The following is a 15,429-nucleotide window of genomic DNA, read 5'->3' on the forward strand; positions in this document are numbered from 1 at the left end:
TTGGCCCGCACCAAGGAGATAGATGGAGCTGCCGTTCACGCAGACACTATGAATAGATGGGAGATCGATGATGGACTATCGCGTAATCAAAGAAGGCGAGCTGTTTTTCCTGACAGGTCTGGATGGAGATATCGTCGCGGGCGATGATCAGGGTCACGGATTGTATATGAAGGACACGCGTTATCTAAGCCGCATGGAAGTGTGGATTGACGGCGAGAAGCCGACACTGCTCTCTTCCGTCGGCGACAAGAGTTATCTGGCTTCCTTCCGTCTGATGAAGGACAAGAAGGACGAAGGAGCCATCGAAGTGCTGCGGGAGCGGTTTATTTATGACGGCATTTTATATGAGCGCTGCACGTTAACGAACTATTTTACCCATCCGGTCGAGTTTGAATTTTCGGCCTTCTTCGATGCCGATTTCCAAGATATGTTCCTGGTCCGGAAATATCGCACCGGCGAAGTGGGCAAGCAGGAGGAGACGCGGGCGGGCGGCCGGGAATTGGCCCTGTCGTATCTTGGGGCCGATAACGTGAGAAGATCGACGCGCATCGCGTGGGACGCGGAAGGAACGGCCGATGCGAGCGGCACTGTGCGGTTCCCGCTGTCGTTGAACGCACGCCAGAAGCAGGAAATTACGTTTTTCATCACTCCGTCATCGGATCATCATCCGGCAGCGGATCCTTTAACGTATGAAGAAGGGCTGCGGAAGCTCGAGGCCTCCTATCTCCAATGGTACGAGAACAGCTCGAAGGTAAGCACGGATTCGGACCGGTTCAACGGGCTGTTCCAGCGGGGGCTTCAAGATCTGCGCATGCTGACGACCGATGTCGGCTATGGCGCTACGACGGTGGCGGGACTGCCATGGTTCGCCGTGCCGTTCGGAAGAGACAGTCTGATTACGGCGCTGTTCATGCTTCCTGTCAATCCGGACATTGTCAAGGGCACGCTCCGTACGCTTGCCGCTTACCAGGGGGAGAAGGTCGATCCATGGAGAGACGAGCAGCCGGGCAAGATTATGCATGAGATTCGATTCGGAGAATTGGTGACGACGAAGCAATCGCCATTCTCTCCTTATTACGGCACGGTCGATGCGACGCCGCTGTTCCTGGTCGTGCTCGGCGAATACTATCGGTGGACGGGAGATCTCGCTCTTGTCGAGGAATTGAAGCCGAATGTCATCCGCGCGCTGGACTATATCGATTCCGCTCTGGAAGCGGGCTCCGGGTTCGTGGCTTACCGTCAGGAAGCGGAGAAGGGATTCCCGAATCAAGGATGGAAGGACTCGGCGAATTCGATCGTGCACCGCTCCGGCGAATATGCGGAAGCCCCGATCGCGTTGTCTGAGGTGCAGGGATATGTCTACCAGGCCAAAAAGTCGCTTGCCCCGATTGTGGCTTCCATGGGCGAAGCGGAGTGGGCGCAGCGATTGGAGGAGGAAGCGGAAGGGCTCCGCGCGCGCTTCGAGTCTTCCTTCTGGATGGAGGACGAGCAATGCTATGCGATTGCGCTCGACAAGGACCAACGCCAAATCCAGAGCGTGACCTCCAATCCGGGTCATCTGCTGATGACCGGCCTGCCGGAGGCTTCGCGGGCGAAGGCGCTGTCCCAGCGTCTGCTGAAGGACGATATGTTCAACGGATACGGCATCCGCACGATGAGCACGGACGCGGCAGGCTACTACCCGATGAGCTATCATAACGGAAGCGTATGGCCGCATGACAATGCGATGATTCTGCTCGGACTGGGCAAGCTCGGCTTCAAGCAGGAGGCGGGACGAGTCATCTCCGGCCTGCTCCAGGCTTCGTCCTTCTTCGAATATCAGCGGCTCCCTGAATTGTTCTGCGGTTACGGCCCGGAGACCGGCCATCCGGTCCCTTATCCGACGACCTGCTCGCCGCAGGCTTGGGCGGCGGGAACGTCGATCGTCTTCCTGCAGGCGATGCTCGGCTTGTACCCGGATGCCGTGAAGCGGGAGATCGCGCTCTCGCCGTTCCTTCCGGAAGGAATGGATCAAGTGAAGGCCGAGCGCATCGCCATTGGTTCGGGCCACCTGTCGGTAAGCGTCTCCCGCCGCGAGGGCGAGTCTTTCGCCGTTGAGATTTTGGAGAATACGACGGGATTTGAATTGATTCCATAACGGCACTATCGTGCACCCCTTGGAATCGGCATGGGCGGCTCTCGGGCCTGTGCGGATGTATCCCAAGGGGTGCATGTCTATAGCTTAATCTGCCTGAATACTACCGTGTGAAATAATTCAGACCCATTGCCTCGCGCACCTCCAGCATCGTTTCCTTCGCGGCGAGACGCGCCTTTTCCGTGCCTGCGATCATGATCTCGTCGATTGTTCCGGGATGCTTCAGATAGGCCGCTCTTCGTTCTCTCATCGGGTCAAGCAAATCGTTAATGCTCCGGGCAATTTTTTGTTTGCATTCGGCGCATCCGATACGCCCTGTGGAGCAGCTGTCGTAGATCTCGTCGGCACCTTCCTTGCGGAACGCTTGATGATAGCTGTATACCGGGCATACCTCGGGATGGCCGGGATCGTTTTTATGGATGCGGGCCGGATCGGTTTTCGCCCTTTTGATTTTTTCCTGAACCTCTGCTGCTGTCGAATCGAGCGGAAGAGCATTGCCGAGGCTTTTGCTCATCTTATGATTGCCGTCCAGCCCGACGAGGCGAGGCACGTCGCCCACCAACGCTCGCGGTTCCGGCAAGACCGGCCGGTATAACTGGTTGAACCGGCGCACGATTTTTCTTGTCTGTTCCATCACAGGCAACTGATCTTCCCCGACAGGGACGAGCGTCGCCTTGCAAAAAGTAATATCCGCCGTCTGACTGACCGGATAGCCGAGGAAACCATAGTGCATCTCTTGGTAGCCCCGATCCTTGGCTTCGGATTTGATCGTCGGATTGTGGCGCAGCGAATTGACGGTGACGAACATCGAAAAATAGGCGGTTAGTTCCGCGATCTCCGGGATAAGGGATTGCACGAAAATGGTTGCTTTTTCCGGATCGATTCCGGCCGCCACATAGTCGAGTGCCACGTTGCGCAAATGGATCGGCAGCAGTTCTGGCTGCCCAAAATGAGTCGTCAGCGCCTGCACATCCGCCAGGATGAGGTAGGTGTCGAATCGGTGCTGCAGCTCGACCCGATTTTTGAGGCTGCCGGCGTAATGGCCAAGGTGAAGTTTGCCGGTTACGCGATCTCCCGTTAATATACGTTCTTGCATAGAGATTCCTCCTTATGATCTTCCATACTTCTGTCGTACTGGTGAACCACCAGCCGTCATCCATGACCATCACCCCCTCTGCCAAATAAACAAAAAAACCCCGTCACCAAAGGACGAGGTTATCGTGGTACCACCTTCATTAATCGCCGCAGCGATTCACTCTTGCGTACGGAAGGAGCATCTTCCTTCGATACGCCTCTCATGATAACGGAAAGAGAATCCCGGCCACGCCTACTCCCAGATTCAGCGAAGCGACTCCGAAGCCCATTCGGCATCAGGCGAGGATCGGTTCACAGCAGCCACCGACTCTCTGGACCTCGATCTCTGATACGTACTTGCTCTTCTTCCATGTCGTTAATTTGGATACATATGTTGGATATGATTTTACACCGGTATAATGCCGTAGTCAATCCGGGACAAATTCTATTCCGCGGAAGCAGGATTAATCTTTCGCTTTGGAGAATATATCAGGACTGGATAATAAAGGATGAACCCGAGAGGATAGGTTAAAGCGATTGGACTTTTATTTCAGAGGAGGCGTGATCCATGAATATTGTTGCGCTTGTCGGAAGTAACCGCACAGAGTCTTATAACTTGAAGTTGGCTGCTTATATGCAAAAAAGGTATCAGGAGCGAATCGAGATCGATATTGTCAGCATCAAGGAGCTCCCCTTCTACAATCAGGATATTGAAAATAATCCGCCGGCCGAAGTCAAGGAATTCGTCCAAAAGGTAGGCGCGGCAGACGCCGTCCTATGGGTGACGCCGGAGTATAACTATTCCATCCCGGGCGTATTGAAAAACGCGATTGACTGGCTGTCCCGCGGGGAGAAGGTGCTGGCGGGCAAGCCGTCCTGGATCGTCGGCGCTTCGATGGGCACATTGGGAACCGTGCGGGCCCAGGAACATTTGCGCGATATATTGTTCTCGCCGGGCGTGTCTTCTCCCCTTCTTCCCGGGAATGAAGTGTATGTCGGCTCCGTTCACGAGAAGATCGACGCTAGCGGAACCTTGATTCATGAGCCGACCATCGCGTTTCTCGATTCGGTCGTCGATAATTTCGTGGCATGGTACAATAAGCAGCACGCCAAGTAAGTCCAGGCGCACAGCTTCGGTTCGTGGCTTGGGCGTTGTTAATTTCTAATTTAGAATACTTATGGCACTCGGAAAGGAAGGCGAGGGATCGCTTTTTTCTGGGTGCTTTTTCGTGATGGGCAGATAAGAGAAGAGCCTATTTTTCCAAGCCTAAGAAAAAGATTGAAGGAGTATCCAATATTCGGGTTGGATGATAAACTTAAGGAGATTAAGTTTCAAAGTGTAAAACAGAGATAAGGAGTCTCTTTATGGAAAGGTATTATTACACTTGTCCATTGCTTAAAATGTCAACTGCTCCTATAGCAATCGAAGATGAGGGCGGTAATGCAGTCGGCTCTTTTCACCGAATATTTACGACGAGGACAAATAAAGCATTAAGCTGGGTGGTTGATAACTGGCAATTGAGCTTGGAGGGGCGGCATATACACTCGGAGCTGCATGTAAAAATTATGGATAGCAGCCCATGGCTTGGACGCAGAAAATGGACGATTGCGACGATGCGTGAAGGCAGGGAAAGCTTGTCTTTTCTCAAGGATCGGTCGAAGATTGCCACACATCCCCGGTTGATATGGACGAATGAAGAGCAGGAGTATGTGATAGCCAAAGATCCGCTGAACAGGACGACAACGATATCCGACTCCTGCAGCCATGCCGTTGTGGGTGAGATTGCGAAAGTTCCGGGAGGCAAGCTGAATCAACGGGAACTCGTGATCTATGAGAATGCGTTATGTCCGCTTGTGCTGCCTTGTATAGACCGTATCATGAGGACATTATATTGAGTGACAAGGAGTGAATCGATGAAATCATTGTTTCTGTATAGAGATGTCGGCTCGATACTCTAAACCTTTTTTCATATCGTTGATATCGAGTACAGTTGGATCCGAGTGGTAGAAAATAAATCGGTTATGATCCCGATTATGAGGGTTACATGAGCTTGGAGTCTGTGAAGGCATTGTCCGAGCAATACCATAAGGAAATCAAAGATGTCATCATGTATTGATCTGGGCAAGGGAGCTGGGAGTTGAACCGCCTTCGGCCAATGTTATCGGGCGTTGTCTGACTTGCAAACGACATGAGTAAAGAGAAGTGATATGGTGGACAGAATGACGTCGGGTTCTGGCTGTTGGAAAACCCCTGTTTTTTTGCGAAGGGGTGGAGATGGTCCATTTTCCTCATCCAAACTTTGGCTCTCACAGCGTTTTAAATCGATCTTTCTACCGGGAGAAGAGATCCATCACAGGTAAAAAAGTCCCATAGACTACTCAAAGGCCTGATTTTACGGGATCCAAGCGACCGCGTCGGATGCTTGGGGCATCATTGCCTTCAGGAAGCATTATCGGTCTGCTGGAAGCATCGTTGCCTCCTGGGGCTTGGACGTGCGGAGGAAATTGCTGCTATTTTACAGGAATTTCGGCTTGATGAGTCCACATCCCGAGGAATTGCTGCAAATCTACATCATTTTAGGCCCTTTTGCTTCAAGCCGAAGCGAAACAGGGGAAATTCCTGTAATTTTGCAGGATTCCCTTTCTGGAATAGTCGTCCATATCGAATTGCTGTATTTATGCAGGATTTCGCTTACCGAATCGGCGTATCTGGAGAAATCGTGGAGTTTTGCGGATTTCACCTGCCGGATGGGCGTGTCTAGGGAAATGGTGCAGTTTTCAGGATGGTGGAAATAGCCATCTTCAAATAGCGAACCTGGAAGAATAATGCAAAATTGCGGGTTTTGGGGAGTTTATTCGAATTCAGCAATATTTTTTTGACTACAAATTTTACTCTAACCAATAATGTTTACCATATACAAAACTTTTTCGATAAGGTACAATTAAGAGGAGTGAAAACCGGGTCTGACGGCAAGCGTGGCCGTCTGAATTTCATAAGAATGAATCGGCGGAGGGATGAAAGATGACAATTGCGCAGAAAGCCCGTCTGCTCAACCAGCCCACGCGCAGAGACATCCTGGCGATGCTGAAGCAGCAGGGGCCCATTGGCATTCAACCGCTGGCGGATCAGCTGAATCTGACGTGCATCGCGGTCCGCAGGCATTTGTACGATCTGCAGAAAGGCGGATATGTCCGCATTCAATTGACCCGCCCCAGCATCGGCAGACCGGCCTATCTATATAGCTTGTCGGAGAAGGCAAGCGCCTTGTTCGTGACCAAGTATGACAGCCTTGCGCTGGAGTTGATGGAAGAGATGCGGGCCATGGCCGGCGATACGTTCGTGGAGCGGTTGTTCGAGCGGCGGAAGCGGAAGCTGATGCAGCGATATGCGAGCATCCTGGAGGGACAGAAGCTGGAGCAGCGGGTGCAGGCGCTGGCTGATATTCAGGACCGGGAAGGCTATATGGCCCGGTGGGGATACGGCTCGGATGAATCGTTCTGGCTGGAGGAGGCCCATTGTCCGATTGCGCAGGTGGCCGCCAAGCATTCCCCGCCCTGCCAGTGCGAGTTGGCTTTGTTTGCAGATCTGCTGCAAGCCGATGTCGAGCGGACGGAATGCATGGCGGACGGCGGGCGTAAATGCATGTTCCGCATTACCGGGAAGCGAAGCGTCCCTTCGGGCCATGAGACGACAAATGATGATGAAGAAATTATCTAGTTCAGACGGCGGCGTCCATTTCGAGGTGAGGAAGGATATGGAGATCGGCAGAGAAGATGGCTACATGGAAGGGGCTCAATTCGCCAATGTGCATGATTCGGAAGGCGTTACGGTGACCGAACCTTATATTGTCGAGTTCGTCCGGGCCTTGATGAACTTGAACAGGGATTGGCAGAACAGAGTGAAGGCCGGGACCACCAAGCTGCAATTTGCCGTCCAGATCGGATCAAGGCTGACCGAAGAGCAGCAGGAACGGTTGATGGAATTCTTGCAGGAGGTGCCGGTGCCGGAGAAGGATATGGGCAAGGTGCTTCATGCGTTCGAATTGGAAATGCCGGAATGGGCGGTGCGGCAACTGCTCCGAATCTACAGGCTGGCTGATCGCCTGAAGGCGACCCTCATCATGTATAACGATCTGATGGAACAATTGGAGCAGATAATGAGGAATTTCGAATTCGAGTTCTGGGAAGGCAGCCTTCCGCGCGAGGAGGAACGGCTGGAGGCAACGTTGGAGCACATGCGCCACAAGCTGTCCGAGCTGGCCGATCAGGCTCCGCGCCGGGAGCAATCGTATAACCGCTCTTATGGCGACAGCTCCTCGAACTCATGGGAGCATCGGCAGGCCGGAGCCGCGTCTTATCATGTGCTGATCGGCGTGCCCGAAGAGGCGGATGAGAAGCAGGTGCGGAAACAGTCGAAAAAGCTGCTAAAGCTGCTTCATCCCGATCATGGGGGCAGTGCCTATCTGTTCGATTGGGTAAAAAAAGCATACGATGATTATAGCGGTAACGGCGAATCGCAAAAAAAAGGGAAGCGAAGTCCGGAGAGGCGGCCATGAGGCCGTCTCTCCATTTTTTCTTGCAGGGCGATAGCCAGAGAGATCGAATTGAGTATTTTTACATAATCTACTACAATATGTGGCAAGGCAGAGGAGGAAGCGGATTTCAACCTTGTACATAATGAGGTGCGAGGAAATCAAGGATAGACCCGAATGAAGCGATTGCCGTTGAAGATCAGCGGGAGAATCGGTATGTAACAGGAAATAAGGCGAAGCATCGCAATAAAGAGGGCTGAACGATGAACATTTATTTCGGCATCAAATATGTCGATGATTTTTCCAACCGGCATGTCATTGAATCAATCCTCTCCGTGCTGGAGCAGCAACTTGGGCATCAGGCAAGTTGTATTGTCCGGGATGTGGAGGAATGGGGGCGCCGATCCTTTTCGCCTGCGGAGTTGATGCAGAAGACATTCGAAATCATGGATTCCTCGGATCTTATTCTTATTGAGTTCAGTGAAAAGGGAACAGGGTTAGGGATTGAGGCTGGGTATGGATATAGCAGAAAGAAACCAATCCTTGTCATTGCCCAAGAAGGCTCCGACATTTCCGCCACGCTTCAAGGAATCGCGGATCATGTCCTCTTCTATCGGGGCAGGATCGACTTGGAAATGAAATTGGCTGCAGCGCTGGAAGAGAGGTGCTTATGCGAAAGCGAATAGGCATTTGGCGGTTGCGGTTCTTCTTGCAGGCTGGGGCGTGTTCGATGTTTACGGCCATTATTTCAATGAAGCGGATCATCCCATTCCGAAATCCTCAACGCCGAAGGGAAAGCAGTCGCATACGGGGGATGGTTACGGGCCCGGGGCAAGCTTCGGGTTGGCCGTCGCTGCCGACAACTACGATCAAATCAAGGGTGGGTTTACTGTCGGGTACTACGGCTTGATTCGGTATGAGTATGTGAAGTTGTAAATCACGGCCAACAGTGGAATGTCCCCTAATGTCGGAGCGACCCTCGTGAGAAACTGCCCAATATCATCAACCCAAGAAAAGTGAGGGAAGTTATGCCGTATACACTTGCACATCCGTTGTATGCCGCGCCCTTGAAGCTGGTGCAGCCGAAGTATCTCAGTTTGACCGGCCTTATTTTGGGGAGCATGGCTCCCGACTTTGAATTTTTCATTGCATTGGAGCCTTATCAGACGATTGGCCATTCGACGCTGGGCCTGTTCCTGCAGGCGATCCCGTTAAGCGTACTGTTGGCGGTGTTGTTCCACTGCCTGATCAAAGCCCCTTTGGCGCGTCATCTGCCCTCCGTATGGAATCTGGACCGAAAAGCGCACGGACTGGTACGGCCATGGAGGCTGGGAGGCATTCGCGGCTGGACGGTATTTTTGATCTCGGTCATTATCGGATTCTACGCTCATGTGTTATTGGACGGCTTTACGCACGAGACAGGAATATTTGTAAGCCTCTGCCCGTTGCTTGAACAAATGATGATGGGAACGCCGGTGTACCAATTTCTTCAATATGGGCTTTCGATCATAGGTTTGCTGGCCGAAGGGCTATTTCTTGTTCTGGCGCTCAGCAAGGTCCGGTGCGGGACCGGCTTTGTTCGAGTCCGGAAAAGCGCCAAGGTGAAGTATTGGATCGTGGTATGCGGTACGGCAATCGCGGTCGCCGGAATCAAGATCTTCTCCGCCTCAATTGCGAACTACATCGGCATTATCGTCGTCGCCCCGGTCACGGGCTTTTTCCTAGGGCTTGTTATAGCGAGCGCCCTAAGCAGGATGAAGGTGATTTCGTAGAATCGGCGTACTTACGTTATCGTTAGCTTTCAGGGGACAAGTCTAATGTAATTCCATTTATCCCGCCGCAATAGTTGTCGTTGTCCAAAGACTATCAACAGGAGGAGACCAGTATGCAAATCATGAACAAGCTGCCGAACATGGAGCCGGTCGTCGTGCGGCATGAAGAGCTGAAGCTGATCGGCATTCCGTGCATCAGCTTGCAGGATATGAGCAGCAAATACCGCCACGCCAAAGAGGGCCTGCTGTCCTCGACAAAGCACTTCCCCCAGGTGGTGAATCAGCGAGTGATTACGGAATGCCGATTATATCAAGCTAGGACAGCCAGTGAACGGACAAAAAAGTAACGTAAGGAGACTTTTTGAACGAGTACAGCATGGTCGTCGCGCATAATCCCGGAAGGTCAATATTGCAGCCCGAAAAAAAGGGAACGCTTGTGCGTATATTCATTTTGAAGTAGTATGTATATAGAAATATCAAGCTGCCGCAGTTCTGTTGAAACAGGGAAGACCCGCCTAAGCCAAGCGCCGGAAGGTGGGTTTTATGTTAGCGCGGCAAAAGAGCAGGAGGCAAGCATGCTGCATCACGTCGAGTTCAACGTATCTGATTTGGAACGATCCATCGCGTTTTGGGGATGGCTGCTGAAGGAGCTGGGGTATGAGGAATTCCAGAGATGGCCGGAAGGCATCAGTTGGAAGCAGGGAGACACCTATCTCGTATTCGTACAGACGGAAGCCCGGTTTCTTGATCTCCCCTACCATCGCAAGCGGACCGGCCTGAATCATATCGCTTTCCATGCGGAATCGAAGGCTCGAGTTGACGAGCTTCGCCTCAAGCTGGAGGAGAGAGGCATTCCTATGCTGTATGCGGACAGATATCCGTATGCCGGGGGCAGCGGTCATTATGCCGTGTTTTTCGAGGATCCGGACCGGATGAAGGTGGAGATCGCCGCTCGCCGCTAGCATGGTACATAGACCCGGTTGTCCATTCACTTCAGGGATGTGCAATGCGCATCCTTTTGTTCATATGTAGACATCGGCTTGGCCTTCATTCAAGAATGCCGGACCGAGACGCAGCGACCGGGGATGATATTGCGCAATAGGATGAGAGAGAATCAATGAGATATTTATATATCTTTAACCCCCTCGCTTCGCCTCTGTGTTACGATGAAGCTGCTTAATATACACAATTATCCAAGCATGTGTAAATCGGATGGCTTCATGCGCCATGGCGCTGCGCATATAAGGGGAGGCGGATATGAATACGGTCTATGCTGAGCTAAAGGTCGAAGCGTTGTCAGGCGATTTGGGCAAAGATGTTTATCGTTTTCTGGTCAGGAACGGTTGTCCAAGGACGGCGGAGCACTGCATGAGGGTGGGGGAAGAAGCGCGCCGTCTGGCGGAGCGATTCGGGTTGGATTCACAGGCTGCGGAGTACGCCGGTTATCTCCATGATATAAGCGCGGTCTATCCCAACAATGTCAGAGTGCCCCTCTCTCGTTCCCTTGGCATTGAAGTGCTGCCGGAAGAAGAGGCCTTTCCGATGATTGTTCACCAGAAGCTGTCGCGGCAGATGGCCCGGGATCTGTTCCATGTAACCGACCCAGATATATTGGATGCGGTTGGCTGCCATACGACGCTCCGCAAGCAGGCCACGATGATAGACAAGGTGCTGTTCGTCGCGGACAAAATCGAATGGGATCAGGAAGGCACGCCTCCCTATTTGGAGCAAGTGGAGCAAGCGCTTGAGATCTCTCTCGAGCATGCCTCCTATGCCTATGTCAACTACTTGTGGGAGCGTCGGGATACGCTGAAGGTGCTTCATCCTTGGCTGCGGGACGCTTATTATGAACTGGCGGGCGTAATGAAGGAACAATCGATGCCGGGCCGTTCGTAACATTCGGGCGAATCGAGAGATTCGCGAATCGGAAGAGGCGACTGCGGAGTATCGGGATACCGGTATCCTGTCTATGCCGCCTCAACCGGAGCGGGCGCTCGCGGGGCAGGACCTGTCAGGAGATGCGGTTCAAAGGCTTCAGACGTCCGCAGGAACAACGTGAAGGAGCGGGGGATGAACATGGGGCCGGATGACGCGAATGGTTCACTTCCCGAGGCTGATGCATATCAAGCCCGCCGCCGGTATTTTGTCACCGCGCTGCTCTTTCTCTTTGCCGTGACTCTGATCGGCGTGGGTCTGGTCGATATGTTCACCCTTCGGCCGCGGCCGGGTGGAGGCATGTCCGGGAACGGGAATCCGGCGCTGTTGATGCTGTGCCTTCTTGTCCCGGTGTATGCCGTATTTCTGGTGATGCTCGGAATCGGTTCGCGTCGGTTCTTCGCGTGCGGGCTTCGGCGAGGTCACCATCAGGCTGTTACTCTTCTTGTGCTTATCCTATTCGGAGTGGCGCTTCTGGCGCTGGAGTGGCTGTATGTCAAGCAGTTGATTGGCAATCTGGGCGGCGCGCCGGATCGTCCCGGTTCGGTCATTTACCGCTGGGGATGGTGGAATCAATATACGAATACGGCTTGCATTAATGTTTTTACGTATCTGTTCGGGATCGACCTGGCGCTGATTATCGGGTACGGGGCGGCATGGGTTGCGGATGCGATCAAGAGGAAGAAGAGGTAGCGCGGAAGGGACGGTGTCCCGGATGGCACGGCCCCGGATGCTCATTAGAGATACGGCGAACGGAGGTCAGGCGAGGATGAAGCATGTGCTCGTCATCGGCGGCTCCGCGGGCGATTCCGATCGTGATGAATAAGCTGGACGAACGACCGGAATCCCGGGGGAGGCTTTTTCATATTCTCGGAAGCAGCGCAAATTTGGTTAAAGTGGTAAATGCTATGGACATTTTTCCGAAATGCGAGTACCATCAAGTTCAACTTGGATTTGTTCTTGAGCGGTCCGGTACCCGCTGGTTGACCGGCTCCGGGATTGCCGTAGGCGTTATCGGGGCGATTATCCGGAACCAGGCCTTCTAGGCGGCGGGGACGGCGCGCCCGCCCGAGCTCATGCCAAGTACGTAACCCGGACAGAAAGGATGATCCGAATGCCGCATATCGCAGGGGAGCGCATTATATTAAGAGAATATCGAATGGAAGATTTGCCGTATATGCGGGAGTGGGTCAACGACCCGGAGATCACGGATACGTTGAGCGACATCTTTACCTATCCGCAGACGCTGCATGACACGGAGAGCTTTCTGAAAATGATGATCGAGGGAAACAGCCGCAGCAAAGGCTTCATTATCGCCGACAAGGATTCGCTTGAATATATCGGACAGATCGATCTGCATAAGCTGGATTGGAAAAACCGCTGCGCTGTCCTGGGCATTGTCATAGGCCGCAAATCGCATCTTGGCAAAGGGTACGGCAAGGAAGCGATCGCCTTGATCAAACGGTTCGCCTTCGACACGCTGAATCTGAACCGGCTGGAGCTGGAGGTATTCGAATTCAATGAGCGCGGTCTTCGCTGCTATCAGGGGAGCGGCTTCAAGGAAGAAGGCCGGCTGCGGCAGAAGCTGTACCGCGAGGGCAAGTATTGGGACATTATCCAGATGAGCATTCTGCAGAGCGAATATGTAAGCGGAGCGTGACCATTTGAGGATGAATGCCATACATCCGTCAGAAAAGATGATGCAAGCCATTGAACGGTCGGAAATCGATTATATGACCGATCGGATGAATGCGATCCGGGAACGTGAGGGCAATCCGGAAGGCGTGGAAGTGGAGCAGTTCGGGCATGCGGTCTGCTTCTACAGCAAGACAATGCCATGGCCTTCCTTCAATACGGTCAAAGGGCTGCGGAGCAGCGATATCGGGCATATCGACGACATGATCCGCTTCTATCGGGAACGGGATCGGAAACCCCAATTCGAAGTCGTGCCCGGACTTGCCGATCAACAGGTGCTCCGGTCGCTGGCAGAGCGGGGGTTGTATCCGTCGGGCAGCCATACGTCCTTGTATGCGCAGCCTCCTGCCGCCATTCGGGAGCCTGCGCAGGGAGCGGTTCGAATCGAAGAGATCGGGGCTTCGGAGTTCGATACATACGCGATGATTCATTGCCGGGGGACGGGACTGCCGGATGACGGCATCCCGCATGTCGCGGCCAACAATCGCGTGCTTCATCAGCGTCCGGGGTGGAGCTTTTATATGGCCTATGACGAGGAGCGTCCAGCGGCTGTCGGCGTCATGCATGTGAAGGGAGATATCGCTTCCTTCACGTTCGCGGCCACGCTCCCCGAATACCGGCGGCGGGGCTTGCAGCTGAGTCTGCTGCGCAGCAGGCTTGCCGAGGCGGCACGGCGCGATTGCAGCCTGGCCGTGGGCCAATGCGCCTTCCTGTCAGGCAGCCACCGGAATATGGAGCGGGCCGGGATGCGGATCGGGTACGTGCGCTCGACCTGGACCGAGCTCTGATCGCTGGACTGGCGATGGGGAGAGACAAGGGCGGTGCGCCATGAACAAAATTATCGATTATTATAACGGGTTTGACGAGTGGGGCCGCCTGGACAGGGAGCCTCTCGAATTTATGGTGAATTGGCACCATATCCGCAAGCATTTGCCGCCTGGCGGGCATCTATTGGACAATGGAGCGGGCCCGGGCAAATATGCTCTGGAATTAGCCGCAGCGGGCTATCAAGTCACCTTGACCGATCTTGCCCCAAGACTGGTGGAGATCGCGCGGGACAAGGCGGAAGAGCGGGGGCTAGCCGGGCAATTCCAAGGGTTCTATGCAGCGGATGCCAGACATCTGGGGATATTTGCCGACGAGCAGTTCGATGCGTCGCTGATGATGGGGCCGCTCTATCATTTGCAGGCGGAAGAGGATCGGCATGCCGCCGTGCAAGAGATGTACCGCGTGACCAAGCGGGGCGGCATCGTCTTCGTCGCGGTGATAACCGTGGTCCGCCATGTGATGAATTCGCTCCTTCATCCCCAGCATTGGAAGCCGAATGACAGCATCCGCCAGATTCGTGGCTTCATGGAGACGGGAATCTTCAATCACCAGGATGAAGGGCGGTTTACCGGCGCGTATTATTTCCGGATAGAGGAGATTGCCCCGTTCATGGAAGCGCACGGCTTCGAGACGGTGCAGCTCCTTGGTTCTTCCAGCATCGCGGGGGCGATGAATGAGCAGCAATTCGACTATTGGCGTTCACGCGGAGAAGACGAATATCGCCAAGCGTTGGAGCTGATCTATGAGATGGCTTCCTGTCCTTATGTCCTGGGCGTCTCTTCCCATCTGCTCTACATCGGCCGGAGAAAATAAGGCGTCCAGCGCCTGCGAAAGAGGAGGAATCCCCGTGTTGGACCAGCGTCTGATTCATTATTTGCAAGAACATGAGGAATTAATGGCTGACTTGCGGATCGTCAGAGAGTTGCAGCTTCCGCAATGCTATATCGCCGCCGGATATATCCGCAATTATATATGGGACCGGCTGCATGGATTCAAGTACCGGGGCCGGCATCAGGATATCGATGTCGTCTACTATGACCCGGAGGAACTGTCGGAGCAGCGGGACGTGGCGCTGGAGCAGGAACTGATCAGGCGTACGGGGAACGAAAAATGGTCGGTCAAAAACCAGGCCAGAATGCATATCCGCAATGGGGTGGCGCCTTACGCATCCACCTTCGATGCCCTGAGCCGGTGGCCGGAGACGGCTACGGCGGTAGGCGCGCGGCTGAATGGGGAGGGGCGGATAGAACTGATTCATCCGCACGGCTTGGAGGACTTGTTCCAGATGGTCGTCAGGCGGAGCCCGGCATTTCCCGATCCCGTCTATTACATGGCGCGGGTGAACGCGAAGCAATGGCGTGAACATTGGCCGCTGCTGACGATTATTGAAGCATAGAAGGCCGAGCCGGAGATGCTGGCCTGCATACCGTTCAGGCATCAGGGGGCCTGAACGATAATT

Annotated in this window: 19 protein-coding genes and 1 other annotated feature; of the genes, 18 read left to right on the forward strand and 1 reads right to left on the reverse strand. The window is 53.7% G+C overall.

Translation table 11 applies throughout. The features are described from left to right. Positions 1 to 70: 70 nt before the first annotated feature. Positions 71 to 2,137: an amylo-alpha-1,6-glucosidase gene (locus L6439_RS00525; RefSeq protein ID WP_213468542.1), complete on the forward strand. Its 2,067-nt coding sequence runs from the start codon at positions 71 to 73 to the stop codon at positions 2,135 to 2,137. A gap of 100 nt (positions 2,138 to 2,237) precedes the next feature. On the opposite strand, the gene trpS is transcribed toward L6439_RS00525, so the two are convergent. Then, positions 2,238 to 3,230: a tryptophan--tRNA ligase gene (gene trpS, locus L6439_RS00530; protein ID WP_213468543.1), complete on the reverse strand. Its 993-nt coding sequence runs from the start codon at positions 3,228 to 3,230 to the stop codon at positions 2,238 to 2,240. A gap of 106 nt (positions 3,231 to 3,336) precedes the next feature. Continuing rightward, positions 3,337 to 3,588 (reverse strand) — a binding site (T-box leader). 188 nt (positions 3,589 to 3,776) lie between these two features. On the opposite strand from trpS, the gene L6439_RS00535 reads away from it, so the two are divergent. The 17 genes from L6439_RS00535 (at position 3,777) to L6439_RS00615 (ending at position 15,366) form a co-directional block, all read left to right on the forward strand. Continuing rightward, positions 3,777 to 4,325 (forward strand): NADPH-dependent FMN reductase, encoded by a 549-nt coding sequence (locus tag L6439_RS00535; protein WP_168181086.1) that lies wholly within the window; start codon positions 3,777 to 3,779, stop codon positions 4,323 to 4,325. Positions 4,326 to 4,573: 248 nt separating this feature from the next. Continuing rightward, on the forward strand, positions 4,574 to 5,104 hold the full coding sequence (locus L6439_RS00540) for a tubby C-terminal domain-like protein (RefSeq protein WP_168181085.1): 531 nt from the start codon (positions 4,574 to 4,576) through the stop codon (positions 5,102 to 5,104). A 639-nt stretch (positions 5,105 to 5,743) separates the two neighbouring features. Beyond that, the gene (locus L6439_RS00545; RefSeq protein WP_213468544.1) at positions 5,744 to 6,004 is read left to right on the forward strand and encodes a hypothetical protein; all 261 of its coding nucleotides are present in this window, start codon (positions 5,744 to 5,746) and stop codon (positions 6,002 to 6,004) included. A 226-nt stretch (positions 6,005 to 6,230) separates the two neighbouring features. Further along, the gene (locus L6439_RS00550) at positions 6,231 to 6,926 is read left to right on the forward strand and encodes a helix-turn-helix transcriptional regulator (RefSeq protein ID WP_168182295.1); all 696 of its coding nucleotides are present in this window, start codon (positions 6,231 to 6,233) and stop codon (positions 6,924 to 6,926) included. After that, positions 6,904 to 7,764 (forward strand): molecular chaperone DnaJ, encoded by an 861-nt coding sequence (locus L6439_RS00555; RefSeq protein ID WP_237096694.1) that lies wholly within the window; start codon positions 6,904 to 6,906, stop codon positions 7,762 to 7,764. Before L6439_RS00550 ends, L6439_RS00555 begins: the two co-directional genes overlap by 23 nt. 239 nt (positions 7,765 to 8,003) lie before the next feature. Beyond that, positions 8,004 to 8,426 carry a nucleoside 2-deoxyribosyltransferase gene (locus tag L6439_RS00560; RefSeq protein ID WP_172879146.1) on the forward strand — a complete coding sequence of 141 codons (423 nt, stop codon included), beginning with the start codon at positions 8,004 to 8,006 and terminating at the stop codon, positions 8,424 to 8,426. Positions 8,427 to 8,463: 37 nt separating this feature from the next. Next, a complete protein-coding gene (locus tag L6439_RS00565; RefSeq protein ID WP_213468545.1) occupies positions 8,464 to 8,676 on the forward strand; it encodes a hypothetical protein in 213 nt (70 codons plus the stop codon). Positions 8,677 to 8,768: 92 nt separating this feature from the next. After that, positions 8,769 to 9,512, forward strand: a complete 744-nt coding sequence (locus tag L6439_RS00570) for a DUF4184 family protein (RefSeq protein ID WP_168182293.1) — start codon at positions 8,769 to 8,771, stop codon at positions 9,510 to 9,512. 113 nt (positions 9,513 to 9,625) lie between these two features. Further along, positions 9,626 to 9,859, forward strand: coding sequence for a hypothetical protein (locus L6439_RS00575; protein ID WP_213468546.1), 234 nt, complete (start codon positions 9,626 to 9,628; stop codon positions 9,857 to 9,859). A gap of 228 nt (positions 9,860 to 10,087) precedes the next feature. Beyond that, complete coding sequence (locus L6439_RS00580; protein ID WP_168182292.1) at positions 10,088 to 10,474, forward strand: VOC family protein; 387 nt, start codon at positions 10,088 to 10,090, stop codon at positions 10,472 to 10,474. 295 nt (positions 10,475 to 10,769) lie between these two features. Next, positions 10,770 to 11,408, forward strand: coding sequence for a bis(5'-nucleosyl)-tetraphosphatase (symmetrical) YqeK (yqeK, locus tag L6439_RS00585; RefSeq protein WP_168182291.1), 639 nt, complete (start codon positions 10,770 to 10,772; stop codon positions 11,406 to 11,408). A gap of 174 nt (positions 11,409 to 11,582) precedes the next feature. Further along, a complete protein-coding gene (locus L6439_RS00590; protein ID WP_168182290.1) occupies positions 11,583 to 12,140 on the forward strand; it encodes a hypothetical protein in 558 nt (185 codons plus the stop codon). Positions 12,141 to 12,355: 215 nt separating this feature from the next. Next, positions 12,356 to 12,493 carry a Rossmann-fold NAD(P)-binding domain-containing protein gene (locus L6439_RS00595; RefSeq protein ID WP_213468547.1) on the forward strand — a complete coding sequence of 46 codons (138 nt, stop codon included), beginning with the start codon at positions 12,356 to 12,358 and terminating at the stop codon, positions 12,491 to 12,493. 68 nt (positions 12,494 to 12,561) lie between these two features. Continuing rightward, positions 12,562 to 13,107 carry a GNAT family N-acetyltransferase gene (locus L6439_RS00600; RefSeq protein ID WP_168182288.1) on the forward strand — a complete coding sequence of 182 codons (546 nt, stop codon included), beginning with the start codon at positions 12,562 to 12,564 and terminating at the stop codon, positions 13,105 to 13,107. Between the two features lie 10 nt (positions 13,108 to 13,117). Beyond that, entirely contained in the window at positions 13,118 to 13,930 is an 813-nt protein-coding gene (locus L6439_RS00605; protein ID WP_213468548.1) for a GNAT family N-acetyltransferase, read from the forward strand. Positions 13,931 to 13,970: 40 nt separating this feature from the next. Next, positions 13,971 to 14,783 carry a class I SAM-dependent methyltransferase gene (locus L6439_RS00610; protein WP_213468549.1) on the forward strand — a complete coding sequence of 271 codons (813 nt, stop codon included), beginning with the start codon at positions 13,971 to 13,973 and terminating at the stop codon, positions 14,781 to 14,783. A 34-nt stretch (positions 14,784 to 14,817) separates the two neighbouring features. Further along, entirely contained in the window at positions 14,818 to 15,366 is a 549-nt protein-coding gene (locus L6439_RS00615; RefSeq protein WP_213468550.1) for a nucleotidyltransferase family protein, read from the forward strand. The last annotated feature ends 63 nt before the right edge of the window (positions 15,367 to 15,429 follow it).

Origin of the sequence: Paenibacillus dendritiformis, from assembly GCF_021654795.1 — a bacterium.
Classification (GTDB): domain Bacteria; phylum Bacillota; class Bacilli; order Paenibacillales; family Paenibacillaceae; genus Paenibacillus_B.

Bases quoted from the DNA above. Each gene is read 5' to 3' on its own strand.
- L6439_RS00560 (WP_172879146.1), top strand. From the start codon at position 8,004: ATGAACATTTATTTCGGCATCAAATATGTCGATGATTTTTCCAACCGG.
- L6439_RS00575 (WP_213468546.1), top strand. From the start codon at position 9,626: ATGCAAATCATGAACAAGCTGCCGAACATGGAGCCGGTCGTCGTGCGG.
- L6439_RS00535 (WP_168181086.1), top strand. From the start codon at position 3,777: ATGAATATTGTTGCGCTTGTCGGAAGTAACCGCACAGAGTCTTATAAC.
- L6439_RS00580 (WP_168182292.1), top strand. From the start codon at position 10,088: ATGCTGCATCACGTCGAGTTCAACGTATCTGATTTGGAACGATCCATC.
- trpS (WP_213468543.1), bottom strand. From the start codon at position 3,230: ATGCAAGAACGTATATTAACGGGAGATCGCGTAACCGGCAAACTTCAC.
- yqeK (WP_168182291.1), top strand. From the start codon at position 10,770: ATGAATACGGTCTATGCTGAGCTAAAGGTCGAAGCGTTGTCAGGCGAT.
- L6439_RS00555 (WP_237096694.1), top strand. From the start codon at position 6,904: ATGATGATGAAGAAATTATCTAGTTCAGACGGCGGCGTCCATTTCGAG.
- L6439_RS00545 (WP_213468544.1), top strand. From the start codon at position 5,744: ATGAGTCCACATCCCGAGGAATTGCTGCAAATCTACATCATTTTAGGC.
- L6439_RS00590 (WP_168182290.1), top strand. From the start codon at position 11,583: ATGAACATGGGGCCGGATGACGCGAATGGTTCACTTCCCGAGGCTGAT.
- L6439_RS00540 (WP_168181085.1), top strand. From the start codon at position 4,574: ATGGAAAGGTATTATTACACTTGTCCATTGCTTAAAATGTCAACTGCT.
- L6439_RS00595 (WP_213468547.1), top strand. From the start codon at position 12,356: ATGGACATTTTTCCGAAATGCGAGTACCATCAAGTTCAACTTGGATTT.
- L6439_RS00610 (WP_213468549.1), top strand. From the start codon at position 13,971: ATGAACAAAATTATCGATTATTATAACGGGTTTGACGAGTGGGGCCGC.
- L6439_RS00600 (WP_168182288.1), top strand. From the start codon at position 12,562: ATGCCGCATATCGCAGGGGAGCGCATTATATTAAGAGAATATCGAATG.
- L6439_RS00605 (WP_213468548.1), top strand. From the start codon at position 13,118: ATGAATGCCATACATCCGTCAGAAAAGATGATGCAAGCCATTGAACGG.
- L6439_RS00570 (WP_168182293.1), top strand. From the start codon at position 8,769: ATGCCGTATACACTTGCACATCCGTTGTATGCCGCGCCCTTGAAGCTG.
- L6439_RS00525 (WP_213468542.1), top strand. From the start codon at position 71: ATGGACTATCGCGTAATCAAAGAAGGCGAGCTGTTTTTCCTGACAGGT.
- L6439_RS00550 (WP_168182295.1), top strand. From the start codon at position 6,231: ATGACAATTGCGCAGAAAGCCCGTCTGCTCAACCAGCCCACGCGCAGA.